Genomic DNA, 17,886 nt, shown 5'->3' on the forward strand with positions numbered 1-17,886 from the left:
TTGTAAAAGAGTTGAATATATATCTCGATTCAATTCGTGCGAAGTTTATTCGGATTCACCGGGACTTCGAACAAGACGATACTGAACGGATTACTGCAGAGGCGGTAATTAATCGTTTTTCAGGACAAGACACCCCTCTATTTCTTGTGATAACAGAATCATTGAGTAATAGAAACGTAGGAGTAAAGACCTTAGTATCATTACGCTATTATTTTATCAGTTTTTCCATTTTTTTAATCTGTCACCACCAGATTTGCTTTCCATCCCTATATAAGAATACCCGTTCATCCCAACCTCTTGTATGATTCTTTAGCCACAAAAGGGCACTAATCGGGGCACTCTTGTAAATAATATATTTATCCTCAGCCGTTTGTCTCCCAAGGGATTCCCATCCTTCAGATGTCCAATACATCAATTCATACTCATCTCCAGAACGAACATTATTATCGTCACTACGATAAACACACCTTATACGATCAATTTTTACAGACTTACCAAAATCCATCCCTATCCATGCACCATTTGGAGCTTGGGTTTCAAAATGTGTAAGCCAGTTATTATCAAATGCATTTTTTCCTTCTTTCCCTGTAACACCTAAAGAGCCTATTATTTTACCGATAAATCTTTCTGTTTTCCCATCTTGATAAAATTGCAATTCTGCAATGTTACAATATGAACTATCTGCCCCAACAAACCGCCAGTATCTATACAATTTATTTGCGTCGATTCTTATCAAATCAGGGTAGTTTATATCCTCAATCGTATAAAATGTTTTAAGACTTGAAAAATCGGGAGTATTAGAGGCTTGTATCTTGCCGCCCAAAATACGATGTTCCATATTCACTACATTTTCTTTTTTATGATATTTACGGGTTAGTATTACATCCTGAAAAAGAGTATTATCTGCGATACAAAATTCTATATCTCCATTCTTATGAAGAATAAAAGGATGGCTAATAGGCATTAATTTATTACCATCGAAGCCTAATACTATATAGAGAATATTCCTACCCATGTTTTTAAACTCCACACTTTTTCCCTTTACAATACCAATATCGATGATATTCCAATCTGTGTCTTTCCCATTGAACACAGCAATATATGCGTATTTATCTTTTATATCATTTCTAATAATTGGTATATCAATATCACTTGTTACAAAATAGCGATCGGTTACGTCCTTCCGAAAAACGTTTAAATAATAAGGATATAATGTTTCTTTATTATATTCTTCAATTTGCCGATTTATAGCATATGTCTGTCGGAATATCTTAGGTATTCTTTCGTGAGGAAAAAACACTTTTCCAGGATCAGTTGTTACATCCCACTCTGCGGGTAAGAGTTCTCCCTTATCATTTAGGAGTGTGTACCAATCATGCCCTGCGCGGTATCTGCCCCATTGTGGAGTTCCATCAATAACAACGGGAATCCCCATACTTCTCATTGTTGCAACAGCAAGATTAACGTAATCAGTACATTTTCCAAAAGTCATTTTTGATAAAAGTTCTGTACTGAAAAATGGATGCCAATTATAAGCATACAAACCCAGAGGTTTGATCTTTCTTTCTATATCTCTCCGTACAATTTTTGCGGCATTGAAAGGAGAGTCGTACTCCACGTCATTGTATAACATCAAAGAAAGCGTATCTCCGAATTTTACGGACAAACTATCCCTCCAGTTTTCCAGTTGCTGCGGTTCGAAGCATTTATAGGGTAAGATATACTCGCAAAATTCTTCAAAATTAAGATGTGCGGCCCATGGTTTAGTCTTCCACAAATTAAAAGCATCTTCAATACTTTTAATTAAGAAATCCGATGTTATTATCTTAGCATCTTCGACTAATTCATTCTGAAGATCTCCATTTAGCTTAGTAAGGATTAGAACACTATCCCTCTGTTTTATTGGCTCCATTTCGGATAACAGAATACTTTCAACATCCTTATAGTAATTTTCAGATTTGTTTCCCACATGAGATTTATGGCCTGGCATATTTTCTATTAGAAAAATGGCAGCCTTGAGCTTTAATGAATCAGCTTTGTTATTAGAATAATAGGCAATAACTTTTTCCAGTTCAATCCGGTTTATGCCCGCTAAGGACAATGTATATTCAATATGTGACGAATCTTTATTACAAGAAAGGAGAAATAAGAATCCTCCAATCATTACAAATAGGATATTTTTCATAAACTATATTTTTAACCGTTTAACAAATAAAGAGATGAAATTTTAGGTTTGTTGTATCGATACATGAATATAAATAGCTTTTCCTATTTAGTTTGATTTTCAATTTGATCTTCATCATTATTCTTGCTAGCTTTTAGAATATCATCATTAATAATCGTTTTTTGTACTTTCTTTATTTTTGTTTTCATTTCTCCAAAACGGAAAGAGACAGATATACCAAATTGACGAACCTTGTATATATTTTTTGATTCTGAATAGAAGTCGTTAGTATTGATTGAATTGCGAAACTTCTTATTCTTTTCCAGTGGATTCTGGGCGTAAGCGCGAATTTGTAAACGGTTTTTTAATATTACTTTTGTAACAGACATACTATGGAAAAAATAGGAAGAGCCCTTTCCCTGTAGACTAATTTGTCGACTGGAATATCCACCATTTATATATGCTCTGAAATTGTAAGGGAATGTATATTCCCCCCCAATAACGATATTACCAACGAATCCACTGTTTTTAATTCTTATAGCTGATTCAGAGTTAAAATCGGACTTTAGGTCGATATATCGACCGTCAACATTACTATACATGGTGATTTTCTTATTGGGAGCCCAATTTACATAGGCTGATAATGCTAAATCCTTCTTTTTCCCAATATTTTCAAATGTAGTTTTTGATATACCGTTTTCCCTTGTCGTTATTTCAACAATTCCATTATTTTCTACATCATAAGATAAGTTAGTTATAAAATTGACAGATTGAGTGAAAAAACTATAATTGATATTAAGTTTGTGGTTCTGTACTGCATCCAATTCAGAATTACCTATTCTGATATTATTGGGATTGGATGTATCTTCATATGGATTTAATTGATAGATACCCGGGCGTTGGACGCGCATATTATATCCCAAGCGAATATTTTGAGTTGGTTTTATTTGATAAGCGATGGTGGCTGAAGGCATTAAATTGGAATATTTGTTTTCAAAGTTTTTATTTTCTGCTTTAGGAAATTTAGCTTGTAACGATGTTCTTTCGTAGCGGAGCCCTGTTTTTATCCCCCACTTCTTTAATTTAGCACTATAACCGGCATAGGCTGCCAAAATATTTTGTTCATATTTAAAATCATCATATAATCGTGGTTTATTCACCCACTCTTCATTATTATCTATAAAATCATATCCACTATTACTCTTGTTGGAGCGCATGATATATTTTACGCCGGTTTCTATGCTGTGTGCTTTCCCAAATGGAGTAATAAAATCAGACTGGATTGTATGCTCTTTCATTTTTGCATCCGTAAATTGCTTATTTGTCTCTGCTGATTCTGGAAGAATGCCAATTACTGGAGTAATTAAATTTTCCGATTTTCTATTATTCGGATTCGAACTAAATCTGTATGATACTGTCAATAATTGATTCTTTTTGTTGAATGATCGTTGATAATCAAGGTTGATGTCAGTTGCGCCATCCTTCTGTCTGGAATAATTATCAAGATCATATATATATTGAGTTGTATAATCTATACTTTGCATTTCTGTAGTTCTCATAAAATCGGACTTTGCATTTCCTTTATATCGGTTTATGCCTAGAGAGAGGAGGCTAAGAGAATCAACCTCAATGCTGATCTCGCCATTCATAACCTGTCCGTTTCTATTTGTTTTGGAAGAACCATTTTGTTTTTGGTATCTGTTCAAACTATTATTATAATCCTCAGTGAAACTGTTAGTATTTCCTTTCGGTGTTTTATTTTGATTATAATTATAGCCTCCGGTGAATCCTACTTTACCATATTTTAGCTGTAAGAATACTCCACTGCCAAATCCACCAAAATCATTTGCACGGCCATTTAATGTAGCTGTATAACCTGTTAATAAGCTATTTCTTTTCATTACCACATTGATAATTCCTGTAATCCCCTCCGAATCATATTTAACTCCGGGGTCAGCTATTACTTCGATTTCCTTTATTGAATTGGCAGGCATACTGCGCAGTACGTCTTTCGGATTGCTCATTATCATATTTGATGGCTTACCGTTAAGATATATTTTATAGTTTGAAGAACCTTTCATCTGAAGATTTTCATCTCCATCGAGTGAAAGCAGAGGTACTTTTCTAAGCATCTCCAGCACATTGCTTGTTTCAGATTCGGGATCATCTTCCATATTATATATTATTTTATCTAAGTCGACTTTCACTAACTGTTTCCTCACAGATACTACAACTTCGGATAAATGCTTATCTTCATCCTGTAAATATATAACACCCATATCCATAGTTTCAGCGCTTCTCGCCTGAATTGATTTAACCATAGTTTTTTTGCCAATAAAATCTACTGTAATAAAATAATCACGTTTTTGATTTAGATTAAATGTGTAGTCTCCATTTTCATCTGTAACAAATATTTGTAACACCTTATCAGGATTTACCTTATTTTTTATTTTGATTGTCGCATATGGAATAACTTCATTTGTTACTGAATCCTTAATTTGCCCTTTTACAATAAAATTAGAACTCAGATCAATCTGGCTTGAGGCTGAAATAAAAGAAAATATTAAAAAAGTAATTAACAGGATACATGCTTTCATTATATATTATATATTTTTTAAAGTTAATAGTTTTATATATAGCTCGTTAACTGGTGTTAAACTGAAGGTTACTCCAGAGCCTTTAAAAATCTTTCTTCTCGATATTTATTGGTAATCGGATCTGTTGATCTTAATATATGTGTTGCGACTCCTACAATAGCTTTTTCAGGTAGTAACCCCCAGTATCTGGAGTCGTACGAATTAAATACATTATCGCCTCCAACAAAATAGTAGTCATGTCTAAAACAATAGCTTCCAATTTCAGATGAATCCAAATACACTTTATTTCCTTTTAGGGTTATATATCTACCTGTTTCATAGTTTATTATTGATTTGTAGAACTCTATATTCTTATGATCCAATTTGATAGTGCATTCTTTTTTAGGGACATACAATGGTCCCAAATTGTATATTGACCAATCACAAGAAAATGAGTCATAAGGAAACGTTTCAATATCACGACAGAAATTAAGTAGGTCTTTTCTGGATATTGTGGATAACAAATATTGATTAAAGTAATTTCCATAAATAGTACTTGTTCCATTTATCTTATAAAAACTATTATCAATACAAACGGTATCTCCAGGTAACCCGATACATCTTTTCACATAGAAATTATTATAATCTATATCGATTCGAGCATTTCCTTTTCTGAAGGGGAAATTAAACACAATAATATCATTCCTTTTTATAGAACCTATTCCTCTTATCCTCTTTGCATCTTTTTTATCACCCGTTCCAAAAAGGAATCTGGGACCGTGGATGAATTTGTTAACAAGTAATTGATCCCCATCTATAAGAGTCGGATACATTGATTCTGTATGTATTGAATAAGTCGAAAAAATAAACAGCCTGATAAATAGCATAATAAAAAACACCATTACAATAACTTTAATAATGAAAGCTATTTTCTTACCGTATCTTTTATTTAGCTTACTCTTTGTCATTATTAATAATTTCTTTATATATTTCCCATCGATGAGGATCTATAACCGGATTGCCTATCGATAGTATTTTATTTTCTCGATTTAGCAAAAAACATTGAAATTCAGGATTGTCAGGCAAAATATTTACTTTGTTAAATACCATTGCCTTATCAATAAAAACAGTCTGATCGAATTCTTCTGCTCTTAATAGATAATATAGTTCTTTTTCATCCTGAAGCTGAAAATAAAATATGAAATCAAGCTTTCCTCTAAATGATGATTCTGATTCGGTCATATACTTTTTCCATGCTTCAAGATTAAGTTTACAGCCGGTACAGCCGGTAGAATCTGTAAATATCACGAGTTTATAAGGGAACGTAAATTTATTGTAAGTGCTATCGCTTTTAACAGAGTAAGGTGAAGAACCTTCCGGAAATATAATAGTTTTTCCTACCCATTCCTTTTCAATGCTCTTTTGATCGAGTCTGTTACTACATGATATCAGAAGACATGATATTAAAATAATATATATTGATTTTTCATCCATATTCTGCTTATTAGCTTAAAATAGTTCGTTAATATTGATATTTATTTTGTCCTCTATTCGTTTTGTCCATACCTGATAACATTAAACTCTCCCTGAGAAACACCCAACAAACCATTGTCCCCGATGCCTTCTATCCGCCCAACAAATCCGGTATTTAGATCGGAGGTATAAAATTCAAGTGTCACCTCTCCTTTCTCGTCGGTTATAACGGAAGGATTCCACAATAATGTATTACGGGTGTCGGGTAATGAGGAGAGCATTTCCATCTGGTCCGGCATATAAAATTCGCGCTCTCCGTAATATCCCTTTGCACGCCAAAGATTATTCATCCTTAGTAATTCTTCATCGCTATATTCCATACCGTTATATACGATTTGCTTAATAGATGCCACATCCCAAAAACCGGCACGAGCACTTGGAACATATTTTATCAATTCATAAGTTGCACCCTTGATCGGTAATGATCTTCTTTTGCATGGCCATGTTGATCCTTGGGGATGATGTGTGTATCCGTCCAAATAATCATTGAGGTAAGGGGGAGTATTCCGACAGTTACAAACCCATGGACCCAGATTTATCTGTGCTAGACTGTCCAGATGCCCCATGTGTTTGTCTCTTAGAGGCTTGTGTGACTTTGCAGAGATTGTCACTTCTTTCAGTAATACCCCACCAAACTGATTAATAAGGGGTTCTCTGTTAATCGGGTCATGTTTTACGCGACTGGTATCAATAAAAGGATAGTATCTTTGCTTATGGCTACGGATCGAATTTATATTTTTAAACGGATCTTCAATAATTAGTTTCGGACCGTTATCTTTACCGACTAATGGCTTTACATACAGGTAGCCACCACGAAGCTCGTACAGGATTTCAGGGTCGATAGAAAAATGACCGAGTGTGTCTGCCCAGATAAACCCGGATCGTTCTTTGGCATCAAAAACCTGAATCATTTGCTCGGTATTCCTCATCTTTTTATTCTTGATGGTCTGTACTCCATTGACTTCATCACTTAATAAGGAATTACCAAGGTTAGCCTCTTTTTTGTATTTCCATGTATAACGGCGCCAGCCTTGAGTCATCAGCAATAAATCAAGAACTTCTTTCCTGTCTATATTCTCTTTGTTGAAATAATAGTAAGGATTATGTATACTGCCTTGTATCTGCGATGAAAGTAGACAATGGGTTTGTATGTTAACAGGGTAAGAGTGATCGGAATAAGCCTTATCGAAGATACTGACTCCCAGATGAGCTTTGACCGGATTGCCATTCTCATCCGTTATTTTCAGTTTTAAAAGAGCCTTGTTCTTGACCATGTAAACCTTCTTGTCGAAGCTAGTGGATATATTTAATTCTTTATCCGAGTGAATGAACACAAGCCTTTCGGCTACAGGATTTTCACGGTCATCAAATAGCGTGAATTCGGCTATTCCCTGAACAGGGAAATCAGTCTCCTTGACCGGGATCTTTATTCTCAGGCTATCCCTGATTAAAGCTTTTACCAGGGAACAAGGAGTTCCTCCCATTTGCCCCAGTATATAAATATTTTGTTCGGGTAGGTCACAACTTTGGTATACCATAAATTCCAGAAACTCCTGATTCTGACTTTGCAGATGCAATCCGAATCCCTGTGTTTGTATAGCCGGAAGAGGATATCTTTCTCCGTTGGGCAATTTGATCTGGTATGCTTTATCTGCAGATGGCGTGAACGAGAGTTGTCCCATACCGTCATGTCGACTTTTGAAATCGGTGACCAGAGAATCGTTTTCGAACAGCTCTCCCGAAACATCAAGGGGATTGCCTTTTCCATCCGTTGCCTTGAAAGCCAGTACCGAGCGTACTCCCGAAACAAGATTTCCGCCTTCGGGGAAAAGCTCAAACCTCAAACTATCTGTAGATTTGATCTCTTGCCTTTTTCCAATATTCCCAATATTTTTTACCACCTGTATTTTGCGGATAGAGGAAAAGGCAGAGCTATCACTGTAAAAGCTGTTTTTTGTATAAGCTTCCAGGGTATAAATGCCTTCCGGTAGCTTTTCATCCAGATAGATATGCCCGTCGGCAATGCCATTTACCAATGAGTATTTTTCCTGCCACACGATACTATCCGACTCATTGCCGACTGCCTGTAAATACAGCGTTTTGCATCCGGTCGACAGGGTATGATCTCGTGCATCTAACTGATATGCTTTAAACCAAAGGTCTTCACCAGTCTCGTAAATATCCTTGCTAGTTTGCAGGTAAATCATTTCAGAAGGTGCATCCTTATATCCCTGAATCAATTGTGACGGTATAAAGTCAAAAGCAGTCTGACCCGAGAGTGGAAACACCCTGAAAATGAAAAAAAATACGAATATGAATAGGAATAGCCGCATGATGGTATGAATATTTTAATGAATTAAATGAAATTTATCATAGCTTTTTCTTCAGTTCGTGAAAAGCAGCGGTATTGGGCGACTGAAATGAATGACGAATGATATTTCCATTTTCTAGTTCTATGATGCATGGGTAAATTGTATTTCCTGTCGGCATTTGATAAATTTTCTCTTTGTCAATGTAAACGTTCGAATAATCCGATAACTTTAACTCTATCTTTTGTTCCAATATTTTCAGGGAGGATATATTTGTTAAAACAAAAAGGATTCGTGAGTCATCGACATGATTCTTCATAAAAAGTTCAGCCTCCACGATACATCCATGACATCCCAATCCCGGTAGGATAACCAGCCATTTGTATTGAGGGGCAACTCCAATTTCGGTAACCATATCAACCAGATATTCATGTTCAATCTTCTCCGGTTTATCTTTGCACCCCAGAAAAAGAGGTATTAGTAAGAGTAATAAATATATTATTTTTTTCATATTGATATTTGATTCAGTAGTTTATTAATTCAATAATTTCTCTAATATAAATATTTTAAAGGTCAGATAATCTTCATCGAGTTCATCTGTAATATATTCGATATTTAATCCTTCTTTTGTTACAAATGAGTTCTTCCAGTTCCATTCATGCCCGGTTCCAATGCGGGTCTCACCTAAATAATTAAAATTTTCATCCCAAATAGTAATGGTCACAGGTTTATCTTCCTGAGGTGTCTTAAAGGTTGCTTCGGGTATTCCTTCCAATAAGAACCGATAATAGACATTCCGGTAAGGATCATGTATTATTGCTGTATACATATCACTTTGCAGATAATGAGCAAATATCTGGACTTTAGGAGTACCTCTTACATCGTCATAATCTATAGATTCTATAGTTCTGGCAACATTGCTTCCGGCATAAATTGTTTTGAAATCATTTGCTCTGATGTCGGATTTATATATGTCATGGGACACCGGATAACTATGAATAATGGTTCCGTTATTCAATAATTCGGGATATACGGTAGTGAACACCTCTTCTCCCCAGTTTGCATCTTTACCATATAATTCTTTCGGATAAGTATATTTATATTCCACCTCATTACTTTTCAGATCGAAAAAACAAGTAAAACTAAATTCATCAATCCTTTCGGATGGTATCGAAGGGATATACTGTCCTGTCAGTATTAATTTTCCACCATGTTCCAATATGGAATTTACAGGACTTAACACATATTGAGGATAATGTAAGGGCCAGTTTTTATCAGTGCTATGTAATGTAATTTTCTTTTTCATTAAACCGGAACTGTCGACAAGTGATATTGTAACCCCTGCCATATCATAAATATAGATCGAGTCCATATTTTGTATAAAATATCCTGATGCTTTCCTGATGCTTTTTTCAGCATCTCCATCATATCTGATTGAACGCATAAAGACTGTGTCGATATAATTATAACAATATATCTTATGATTATACTCATTCAGAAATGTCAATACCGTCCCTTTTACAGGATCATTGATCAATTGCATATATATAGGCTTGGGGGCCGTAACCGAATCTAACCGGAATTTTTTATTGTCTTTGGTGACTAGTTGATAAGTTCCGGCTAATTTTCCAGCATTGATATTTTTGTTTATTATCGTAGACCTTTCATTACAAGAAGTAAAGACAAATAAAAACAGAAATAAAATATAAATTTGATTGCGCATATGATTTATATGTTAATGATGAGGACGTAAGGCTGAAAAACAGCCTTACTCCTTTTCTTGATTAGTAATTTAATACCATGGATCACATGCCGAAGAAGAAGGATCCCAATAGCACCTTCCTGATGTTTCTGAACATCTACCATTGCCCCCCCAAGGAGACTGAGGGCATTCTGCCGCATTTGCCGTAGGGGTACTTATCAACTCAGATAAGGTTACATCTGAAGCTCCTTTATCCATATTGATAGTTCCATTTAGAAGCATGGCAGAGACAAAAGCAACCACGCAAAAACCTGTTAAAATTTTCTTTTTCATCATTTTAATTTTAAGTTAATAATAAAACATAAGAGAGTGTAAATCCCGGGTGAACACAACCTCATTTTTTGTTTAAGATATTTCTCATCTCTTCTTTAATTTCATTGACTGCTGTACTTTCTACTTTAGGCTTTTCATTCAATAACCCGTACGCTATATTAATAGCTTTTTCATCCTGATTCGTTTCATCATACAATTTTGCGAGCAGATAGCGTGTATAGAATCGATTGGGATTCATTCGATAAGCCGTCAGATATGCTTGTTCCGCTAACACATATCTCTTTGTCGCCTTATAACTGTCTCCGATAGCGGTAAAAGCAACAATATTGGGATATTCCTTAATAGCACCCGAAAGAACCAAGATCGCAGTATCATACTGGGTAGAAACAACAAGAGTTTTTCCATAATTAGTCAGAAAATCTCCGTTTCTAGCCAAAGTAAAATTTGTTTTTGAATAATATTCTAAACTCTTGCCATAGTCATCTATAGAATAAAACTGATAAGCCTTATTCCAATTTTTCCATGCTTCGATATAGCTTGAGATGTATTTGAAACTTAAAGAAAATACTAAGATTGAAAAAAAGAGAACTGTACATTTTAAAATGTTATTTATTTTAAACTCAATCGTCCATCTCTTCAGATCAAAAAAAGCAAGTAATCCCATGTAACAAACAGCATTTGCTTTGATCGGCAATATCTGAGATGGATATGAAAACAACCCAAAGACCAAAATTCCGAATAGTCCTGTTTTCAGGATAAATATAAGATGCCGATTCAGTCCATTGCTAGGAATTTTTATTAGATGAAAGGCTAAAACAGAAATGAAGATTAATCCGATTAGTCCGTTTTCTGCAATGAATTGAAGAGGCTCATTAAAACAATATTCAACATCTCCTGCGACAGCGATTGAAGAGGATTGCGGATTTTGTGCAAAATATTCTGCTTGTTCATTCATATAAAACGACTTAAATCTGTCAAATCCGACTCCAGAAATTGGATTTTTCTCAATCATGCCTAATGTTACTTTCCATATTAATAGACGCCCATTTGCGGAATCTACCTTATACTTGTACATTGCAAAACAACCTATAATCAACACCATAATGACACTTATTAGAAGTGTTTTAATTTTTATCGGATGGAGGTCCTTTAACCTTTTCAGCAAAGAAAATTTAAATGAAAATATTATGATTGAAGTACAAATAACACTAAACCATGCTGCACGTGATTCTGTTACAGGCAGAGTAATAAAGATTAGAATTATTGCTAGAAGTGACATAGATCTTAGTGCATTACTATTTTCTAACAGAGCATTTTCTTTTATCTTTAAGTCCTTTGCAAAGTATAAGCCTAATATGATAGGAAAAGAACTTGCCAAATATCCTGCATATGGAGCAGGGTTAAAAAAGCCTCCAGTTAAAGAAAATTGATTATGCTGAGATTTTAATATGCCCCACAATTGAAAATTGCCATATATGCATTGAATGATACAACTAAAGATAATTGCAGTGAGAATAAGAATAAACTGTTTGTGTTTGATCACCCTAAGTGATAAATACAAAAAACACAATCCTAAAAGCTCTAAAACCCTATTGGTAACCGCCCCATCTTTAATGATACAGTTAATGAAAACATAACAAACAGTGATTATAAGAAAAATATCTACATTACATATTACAAGGGTAATAGACTTTTTATATAGAAATTTTATCAAAATTAAAAAGAACGTAATCAATATAGAAATTAAAAAAACAGATGTCTTTCCACTTATGGCACCAAACATAAATTCATCCGTTGTAAATACAGGTAAAAAGATTACTTGAATTATAATAAATGCAGTTATAATATAATTAACAACGTCATTAAATGAAGTTTTTTTCTGTTTAAAACAATATGTTATAGAATCTATGTGAGTCATATTTTAGATTTCATAGAAAATTATATGTTAACAAATCTTATTGTGTTTATAAAGGCAGACGACTAATATTCTCGCAAAGTAATAATTCTATCTGATACGTGAAAGCTTAAAAAAGAGCTACATACTACAAATACTAGGTCTGTATTACAATATCTTTGGTATTTCTATCTTAAGAGATTAGCTGATGATTTGTAATAAAATTAACTTAAAAATAGGGATTACAATTGTTAATAGAATACAGTAATTAAAAAAAGTTAAAAGTTTAATTGGGGGGTGTATTGGATAAAAACACAAAAACATGAAAGGTGAAAACATATTTTCGTGCCCAATTGGTTTCTAATCTTATTTTATTCTTTTAATTTGTCAATTTATCGTTTGTAGTCCATAAGTGAATTATTAGATCAAAATATAGACAGACAACTAAATGGGAGTCTTTAAAACTCCAGATACATCAATTGCTAACTGCTCTAAATATAATCAGAAAATGATACTATGCCTCCATTCCAGCTTCGAGGTATTTGGCGCGATTTAAAATAATAGCACTTCTTTAAGTCTGTCAAGATTTCCATCCAAAATTAGGCTGATCCAGTTTTACCAATCTACATGCCAGCTACCTCCTTAAAACCATCATTATGAAATCCCACACATAGGTAAACAGTCTTGTTCATGACTTTGCCATTTTATCGGACTTTGAAGACGATACCATCCACCCACATTATCAGATATAGGCTTTTTAATGGATGGTTCTGGCATTCAATGACTGATGTAGATAGATTAACACCGTAAATCTCATGTATCTGCGATTCTATATCCTATGTACTCATACTTTTGATATAAAGAGGTATGACTAACGCTTAATATATAAGCCATGCCTTTGATGCTTGGGTACAGCAACAGACTCAAAATCACTTTGTCGGCACGAGGGACTTCTATGACGATCCTCCATCCTTACTCTGAATCTTCTTCGGATAACTCCCATTGCAGGAATTTCTCGTATTAATATTCTTTTGAACCTTTCTCATAATCTAAAAGAGAATCTATCTCCCCTTGATGCATCTGCTCATAAACTTTTACATGAAGTTCGCAGATAAAGGCTTTAACATCTTCCTGTGGCTTGAACTTACTCTGGAATTCCTTACTTGAAAAATCTTTTGGTGTGTCCATAAGTGTTTTATTTTGATAAAGTTATATGTTTTTCATTTACAGAATATTTGACACTATATTTTGAGCCTATTTCTTCTTTGTCTGAAGTTAAGCTTTTATTGCTTATTTTTCTCGAGTAAACAGAGGAGACCTAATCTGAATAGAATCCCTTATTATTCATTGGGCTTAATTGTAATAATTCAATTTTTCGTATTTACTCTGCTATACAATAGTCCTATATGTAATTAAGATTGAGTTTGAAGTTATTTTTACAGATGACTGTCCAGATCTTGTTTGTGCGACAAAAAGGAAAAGATATGCGACTCTTCCGACAGAGATAAGACGTTTATCCGGGCAATAGCATACAATAAAAATGAGCGTTCCTATATGCTTGTTTTAATTTTGTAGTATTCCATATGTTTTAAAAAGTTAGGTAGGAAGCCTCTTTTTAAAACAAATCGAAGAAGAACAATATATGTTTTTGAGATAAATAGATAAATCGTTAATTAATACATTTTTGAATAGCGGAGGCTTTATTATTATACTTGATAAAATAATAAAAAAGGTTGCAATCTAAATAAAATATAAGAAATATGTCAAACAGGGCAAACATACTTTTTCTTTTTACTGTATTTTTTGTTTTCGAAACGATTAATGCTCAAATTATAGATATAGATGAAGCATATTCTTTACCGCAATATATACAGAATGAAAGGTCTGAAAATAGCTTCGAAATTGTAGCAAATGGTAAATCTGCTAAAATATATGTTGATCCTGATGATTGGAAAGGAGTAATAATTGCCACAAATAATCTGAGTAACGATATATACAAGGTTTCAGGAACTTCATCACTGGTTGCTGCACGAACCAGCTTTGAAAAAGGATCTATTCTGATAGGAACCATAGGTAAAAGTCGGATTATTGACCAACTAATTGCAGAAAAAAAAATAGACGTATCTGGTATACGCGGTAAGTGGGAATCATTTTTGATAGCAACAGTCGATGGCAATCTTGTTGTAGCAGGAAGTGATAAAAGAGGTACCATCTTTGGCATTTACGATATATCAGAAAAAATAGGAGTATCTCCTTGGTATTGGTGGGCAGATGCACCGATAAGAAAGAACTCTAAACTTTATGTTAAAGCCGGAAGATATGTACAACTTTCTCCAAAAGTAAAATACCGAGGTATATTTATTAACGACGAAGAACCTTCATTCGGAGGTTGGGCACGTAGTAATTTTGGAGGGATAAATTCCAAAATGTATGTTCATATGTTTGAATTATTGCTTCGTCTCAAAGCAAATTATCTATGGCCGGCAATGTGGGGAAAGTCATTTAATGAAGACGACCCGATGAATCCTGTTTTGGCTGATGAATACGGTATTGTAATGGGGACTTCGCACCATGAACCAATGATGCGTTCACACAAAGAATATACATCGCGAAAAGATGAAGTTGGTCCTTGGGATTATTCTACAAATAAAGAGAAATTAGATAAGTTCTTTCTTGAGGGAATTAAGAGGAATAAAGAATATGACAATCTAGTGACAATCGGAATGCGTGGTGATGGAGATGTCGCTATGAGTGAAGGAGGGGACGAAGAAAATATGAAGATATTACACCGTGTTATTGACGGTCAGAGAGAAATACTTACTAATGTTTATGGAAAGCACCCTTCCGAGATTCCACAAACATGGGCTATATTTACTGAAGTACAACGCTACTATGATGCAGGTTTCTCTGTTCCCGATGATGTACTGCTCATGTTCTGTGACAATAATTGGGGATATATTCGTCGTATTGCACCTCCTCACGAGAGAGGTAAAGCCGGAGGATGCGGTCTTTATTATCACATCGACATGAATGGTGGACCATGGAATGATCGCTGGATAAATACCACTACTATACCCAAGTTAAGAGAGCAATTTAACCTTGCATATAAAAGCGGTCTCGATGCACTTTGGGTAGTAAATGTAGGGGATCTTAAACCTAAAGAGCTTCCAATTGACTTTATAATGCGTTATGCATGGAACCCTGATGCTATACCGGCAGATAAAGTGCAAGATTATACAGTCAACTGGGCTGAAAATATTTTTGGAAAAGAATATGCAGAAGATATTGCAGATATTGTTTCCAAATATGCAAAATATAACCTTTGGCGAAAACCCGAAGTTCAGGCAACGACTATCTTTAGTCATGTAAATTATCATGAAGCAGACAGAGTACTGAAGCTATGGCACGATATTGTAGCCAAAGCGGAAGCAATACAACAAAAAATACCTGCGGAAGCGCAAGACGCCTATTATCAGCTTGTACTATACCCGACTAAAGCATCCGCTGGAGTCGCTGAAATATATTTAGCAGCAGGTAAAAACAATCTCTATTCCAGACAAGGACGCACTAGCGCAAATGATTATGCAGCAAGAGCACGGGAGTTATTTAAAATCGACGAAGAACTTAGTGATTATTATAATGAAAAGATAGCCAATGGTAAATGGAAGGATATGATGTTGGACAAACATATTGGCTATGAGAAATGGTTCATGCCTAGAGAAAATAAACTGCCCGATCTCATAGAAGTAAAAGCACTGGGAAATCCGACAATGGGGGTTGCAGTAGAAGGATCAGAAGAAGCATGGTCGAAAGCAATAGGGAAAGTAAAGTTGCCTGTGTTTGATTTCTTAAATGACAAATCTTATTATATCGATATATTTAACAAAGGAGTCGGGACTTTCGATTTTACGGCCAAAGCGGATAAACCTTGGATTAAATTAAGCAATAATAAAGGTAAAGTCAATAAAGACTTTCGTTTACAAGTTGAAATTGATTGGAATTTATTACCTAATGGAAGAGCAGACGGTATTATAAATGTAAAACAAGGTAAGATAATTATACCTGTCGAGGTGAGTGCTGTAAAATATTCAATGCCGGATACTAAAGAGAATTATTTTGGTGGGTTCATTGGCGAATTTACTATTCCTGCCAATAAATATAATGCTAATATATCAGGACGTGATGCAGAATGGATAACATTACCAGATTTGGGAAGAGGAGAGGCATGTATGGGAATTTATCCGGTAACAGCACCAAGTGTAACTCCAGAGAAATCACCTGTGTTGGAATATAAAATATATCTTCCAAAATCGGGGAAAACAACAGTTTGCCTTGGTATCTTACCCACACAAGATGTTTATCCACAAAGGGGGCTGAGGATTGCTGTTGCCTTAGATGATAAGACTCCTCTGATTCTTGATGCTCGTAAAGGGCTTGTCGATACATTCGGAGAATACAATAAAGAAAACTTGGCAAAATCTACTGTATTGAAACCATTGCCTCCAGTGAACCGTGATTTAGCATTAATATCTCATAACAAACATTTCAGAAATGAAATTTTTGATAATATCCGCTGGTTGGATGTCGAGTTTGATGTTGATGAACCAGGCATCCATACGTTGAAAGTGTTTATGGTGGATGCGGAGGTCGTTCTTGAAAAGATTATCGTAAATCCCGATAACCAGTACCCTAGCTACTTTGGTGCTATACCAAAGTCGTTTTAAAATAATATGACAAAAACATTTAAATAAATATAAAGTGAAGAAGATTGCTGCTCCTAATACGATTACACAAAGAATGGAAGGTCCTCAATGTAGTGGAATTGTATCTATCGATATTTCTAAAATGAAAGATGGCGATGTTGCCGAATTTAGTGCATTTAATGGACATTCGGGTATTTTATCCATATATAAAAGATGAGAATACGAAATATTTGGCAATGTCTACAAATATTGTAAACTTGGAAGATCGAAGCAAGTCTATCCTTAGTGTAGATATTGAAGAAAAAGAACGTGTGAAATTTGATTCAGATATTATTTACCTGCGTATTGATGCTGATTTTAACCTAAATAAAGATATAGCTTCGTTTTATTACAATTTAAACAATAAGGAGTGGAAGAAAATAGGAGATGATTTTAAAATGATATTCGATTATAAGAAACTTTTTATGGGTACTAAATTTGCTATCTTCAATTATGCAACCAAGGCCAATGGAGGATATATTGATATGGATTTCTTTGAATATAAGAAAAGTGATAATAAGGCATATTGAATATGAATCAGATTAAAATTCTTTTATTTATTGCATTTTGTTCAGTTTCTATATTATCATCCGAAGCGAAAAATCCTCCCAGATTGAAATAGAATATCAACCG

13 protein-coding genes are annotated in these 17,886 nt (G+C 34.4%); 3 read left to right on the top strand and 10 right to left on the bottom strand.

Features of this window, described 5'->3' with window-relative positions; genetic code table 11:
* Nucleotides 1–241: 241 nt before the first annotated feature.
* The 10 genes from E4T88_RS04080 to E4T88_RS17955 all read right to left on the bottom strand — a co-directional run bounded on the left by E4T88_RS04080 (nucleotide 242) and on the right by E4T88_RS17955 (nucleotide 13,699).
* Nucleotides 242–2,185 carry a transglutaminase-like domain-containing protein gene (locus E4T88_RS04080; protein WP_135104185.1) on the bottom strand — a complete coding sequence of 648 codons (1,944 nt, stop codon included), beginning with the start codon at nucleotides 2,183–2,185 and terminating at the stop codon, nucleotides 242–244.
* Nucleotides 2,186–2,268: 83 nt separating this feature from the next.
* Entirely contained in the window at nucleotides 2,269–4,761 is a 2,493-nt protein-coding gene (locus tag E4T88_RS04085; protein WP_135104186.1) for a TonB-dependent receptor domain-containing protein, read from the bottom strand.
* Between the two features lie 68 nt (nucleotides 4,762–4,829).
* Complete coding sequence (gene lepB, locus E4T88_RS04090) at nucleotides 4,830–5,708, bottom strand: signal peptidase I (RefSeq protein WP_135104187.1); 879 nt, start codon at nucleotides 5,706–5,708, stop codon at nucleotides 4,830–4,832.
* Nucleotides 5,695–6,234, bottom strand: coding sequence for a hypothetical protein (locus E4T88_RS04095; protein ID WP_135104188.1), 540 nt, complete (start codon nucleotides 6,232–6,234; stop codon nucleotides 5,695–5,697). The genes lepB and E4T88_RS04095 overlap by 14 nt, the downstream gene beginning before the upstream one ends.
* 53 nt (nucleotides 6,235–6,287) lie before the next feature.
* A complete protein-coding gene (locus tag E4T88_RS04100; protein WP_135104189.1) occupies nucleotides 6,288–8,606 on the bottom strand; it encodes a hypothetical protein in 2,319 nt (772 codons plus the stop codon).
* A 37-nt stretch (nucleotides 8,607–8,643) separates the two neighbouring features.
* Nucleotides 8,644–9,093, bottom strand: a complete 450-nt coding sequence (locus E4T88_RS04105) for a hypothetical protein (protein ID WP_135104190.1) — start codon at nucleotides 9,091–9,093, stop codon at nucleotides 8,644–8,646.
* A gap of 24 nt (nucleotides 9,094–9,117) precedes the next feature.
* Nucleotides 9,118–10,305, bottom strand: coding sequence for a DUF4221 family protein (locus E4T88_RS04110; protein WP_135104191.1), 1,188 nt, complete (start codon nucleotides 10,303–10,305; stop codon nucleotides 9,118–9,120).
* 69 nt (nucleotides 10,306–10,374) lie between these two features.
* On the bottom strand, nucleotides 10,375–10,617 hold the full coding sequence (locus tag E4T88_RS04115) for a hypothetical protein (RefSeq protein WP_135104192.1): 243 nt from the start codon (nucleotides 10,615–10,617) through the stop codon (nucleotides 10,375–10,377).
* Between the two features lie 61 nt (nucleotides 10,618–10,678).
* Complete coding sequence (locus tag E4T88_RS04120; protein WP_135104193.1) at nucleotides 10,679–12,535, bottom strand: O-antigen ligase family protein; 1,857 nt, start codon at nucleotides 12,533–12,535, stop codon at nucleotides 10,679–10,681.
* Nucleotides 12,536–13,531: 996 nt separating this feature from the next.
* On the bottom strand, nucleotides 13,532–13,699 hold the full coding sequence (locus tag E4T88_RS17955) for a hypothetical protein (protein ID WP_167755423.1): 168 nt from the start codon (nucleotides 13,697–13,699) through the stop codon (nucleotides 13,532–13,534).
* 572 nt (nucleotides 13,700–14,271) lie between these two features.
* On the opposite strand from E4T88_RS17955, the gene E4T88_RS04125 reads away from it, so the two are divergent.
* From E4T88_RS04125 to E4T88_RS04130, 3 genes are read left to right on the top strand one after another with little or no spacing between them, the layout of a single operon-like run.
* Nucleotides 14,272–17,235 (top strand): glycosyl hydrolase 115 family protein, encoded by a 2,964-nt coding sequence (locus E4T88_RS04125; protein WP_135104194.1) that lies wholly within the window; start codon nucleotides 14,272–14,274, stop codon nucleotides 17,233–17,235.
* A 34-nt stretch (nucleotides 17,236–17,269) separates the two neighbouring features.
* Nucleotides 17,270–17,431: a hypothetical protein gene (locus E4T88_RS18220; RefSeq protein ID WP_228093706.1), complete on the top strand. Its 162-nt coding sequence runs from the start codon at nucleotides 17,270–17,272 to the stop codon at nucleotides 17,429–17,431.
* A gap of 19 nt (nucleotides 17,432–17,450) precedes the next feature.
* The gene (locus E4T88_RS04130) at nucleotides 17,451–17,783 is read left to right on the top strand and encodes a beta-xylosidase family glycoside hydrolase (RefSeq protein WP_135104195.1); all 333 of its coding nucleotides are present in this window, start codon (nucleotides 17,451–17,453) and stop codon (nucleotides 17,781–17,783) included.
* Nucleotides 17,784–17,886: the final 103 nt, after the last annotated feature.

Source organism: Dysgonomonas mossii, from assembly GCF_004569505.1.
Taxonomy (GTDB): Bacteria; Bacteroidota; Bacteroidia; order Bacteroidales; family Dysgonomonadaceae; genus Dysgonomonas.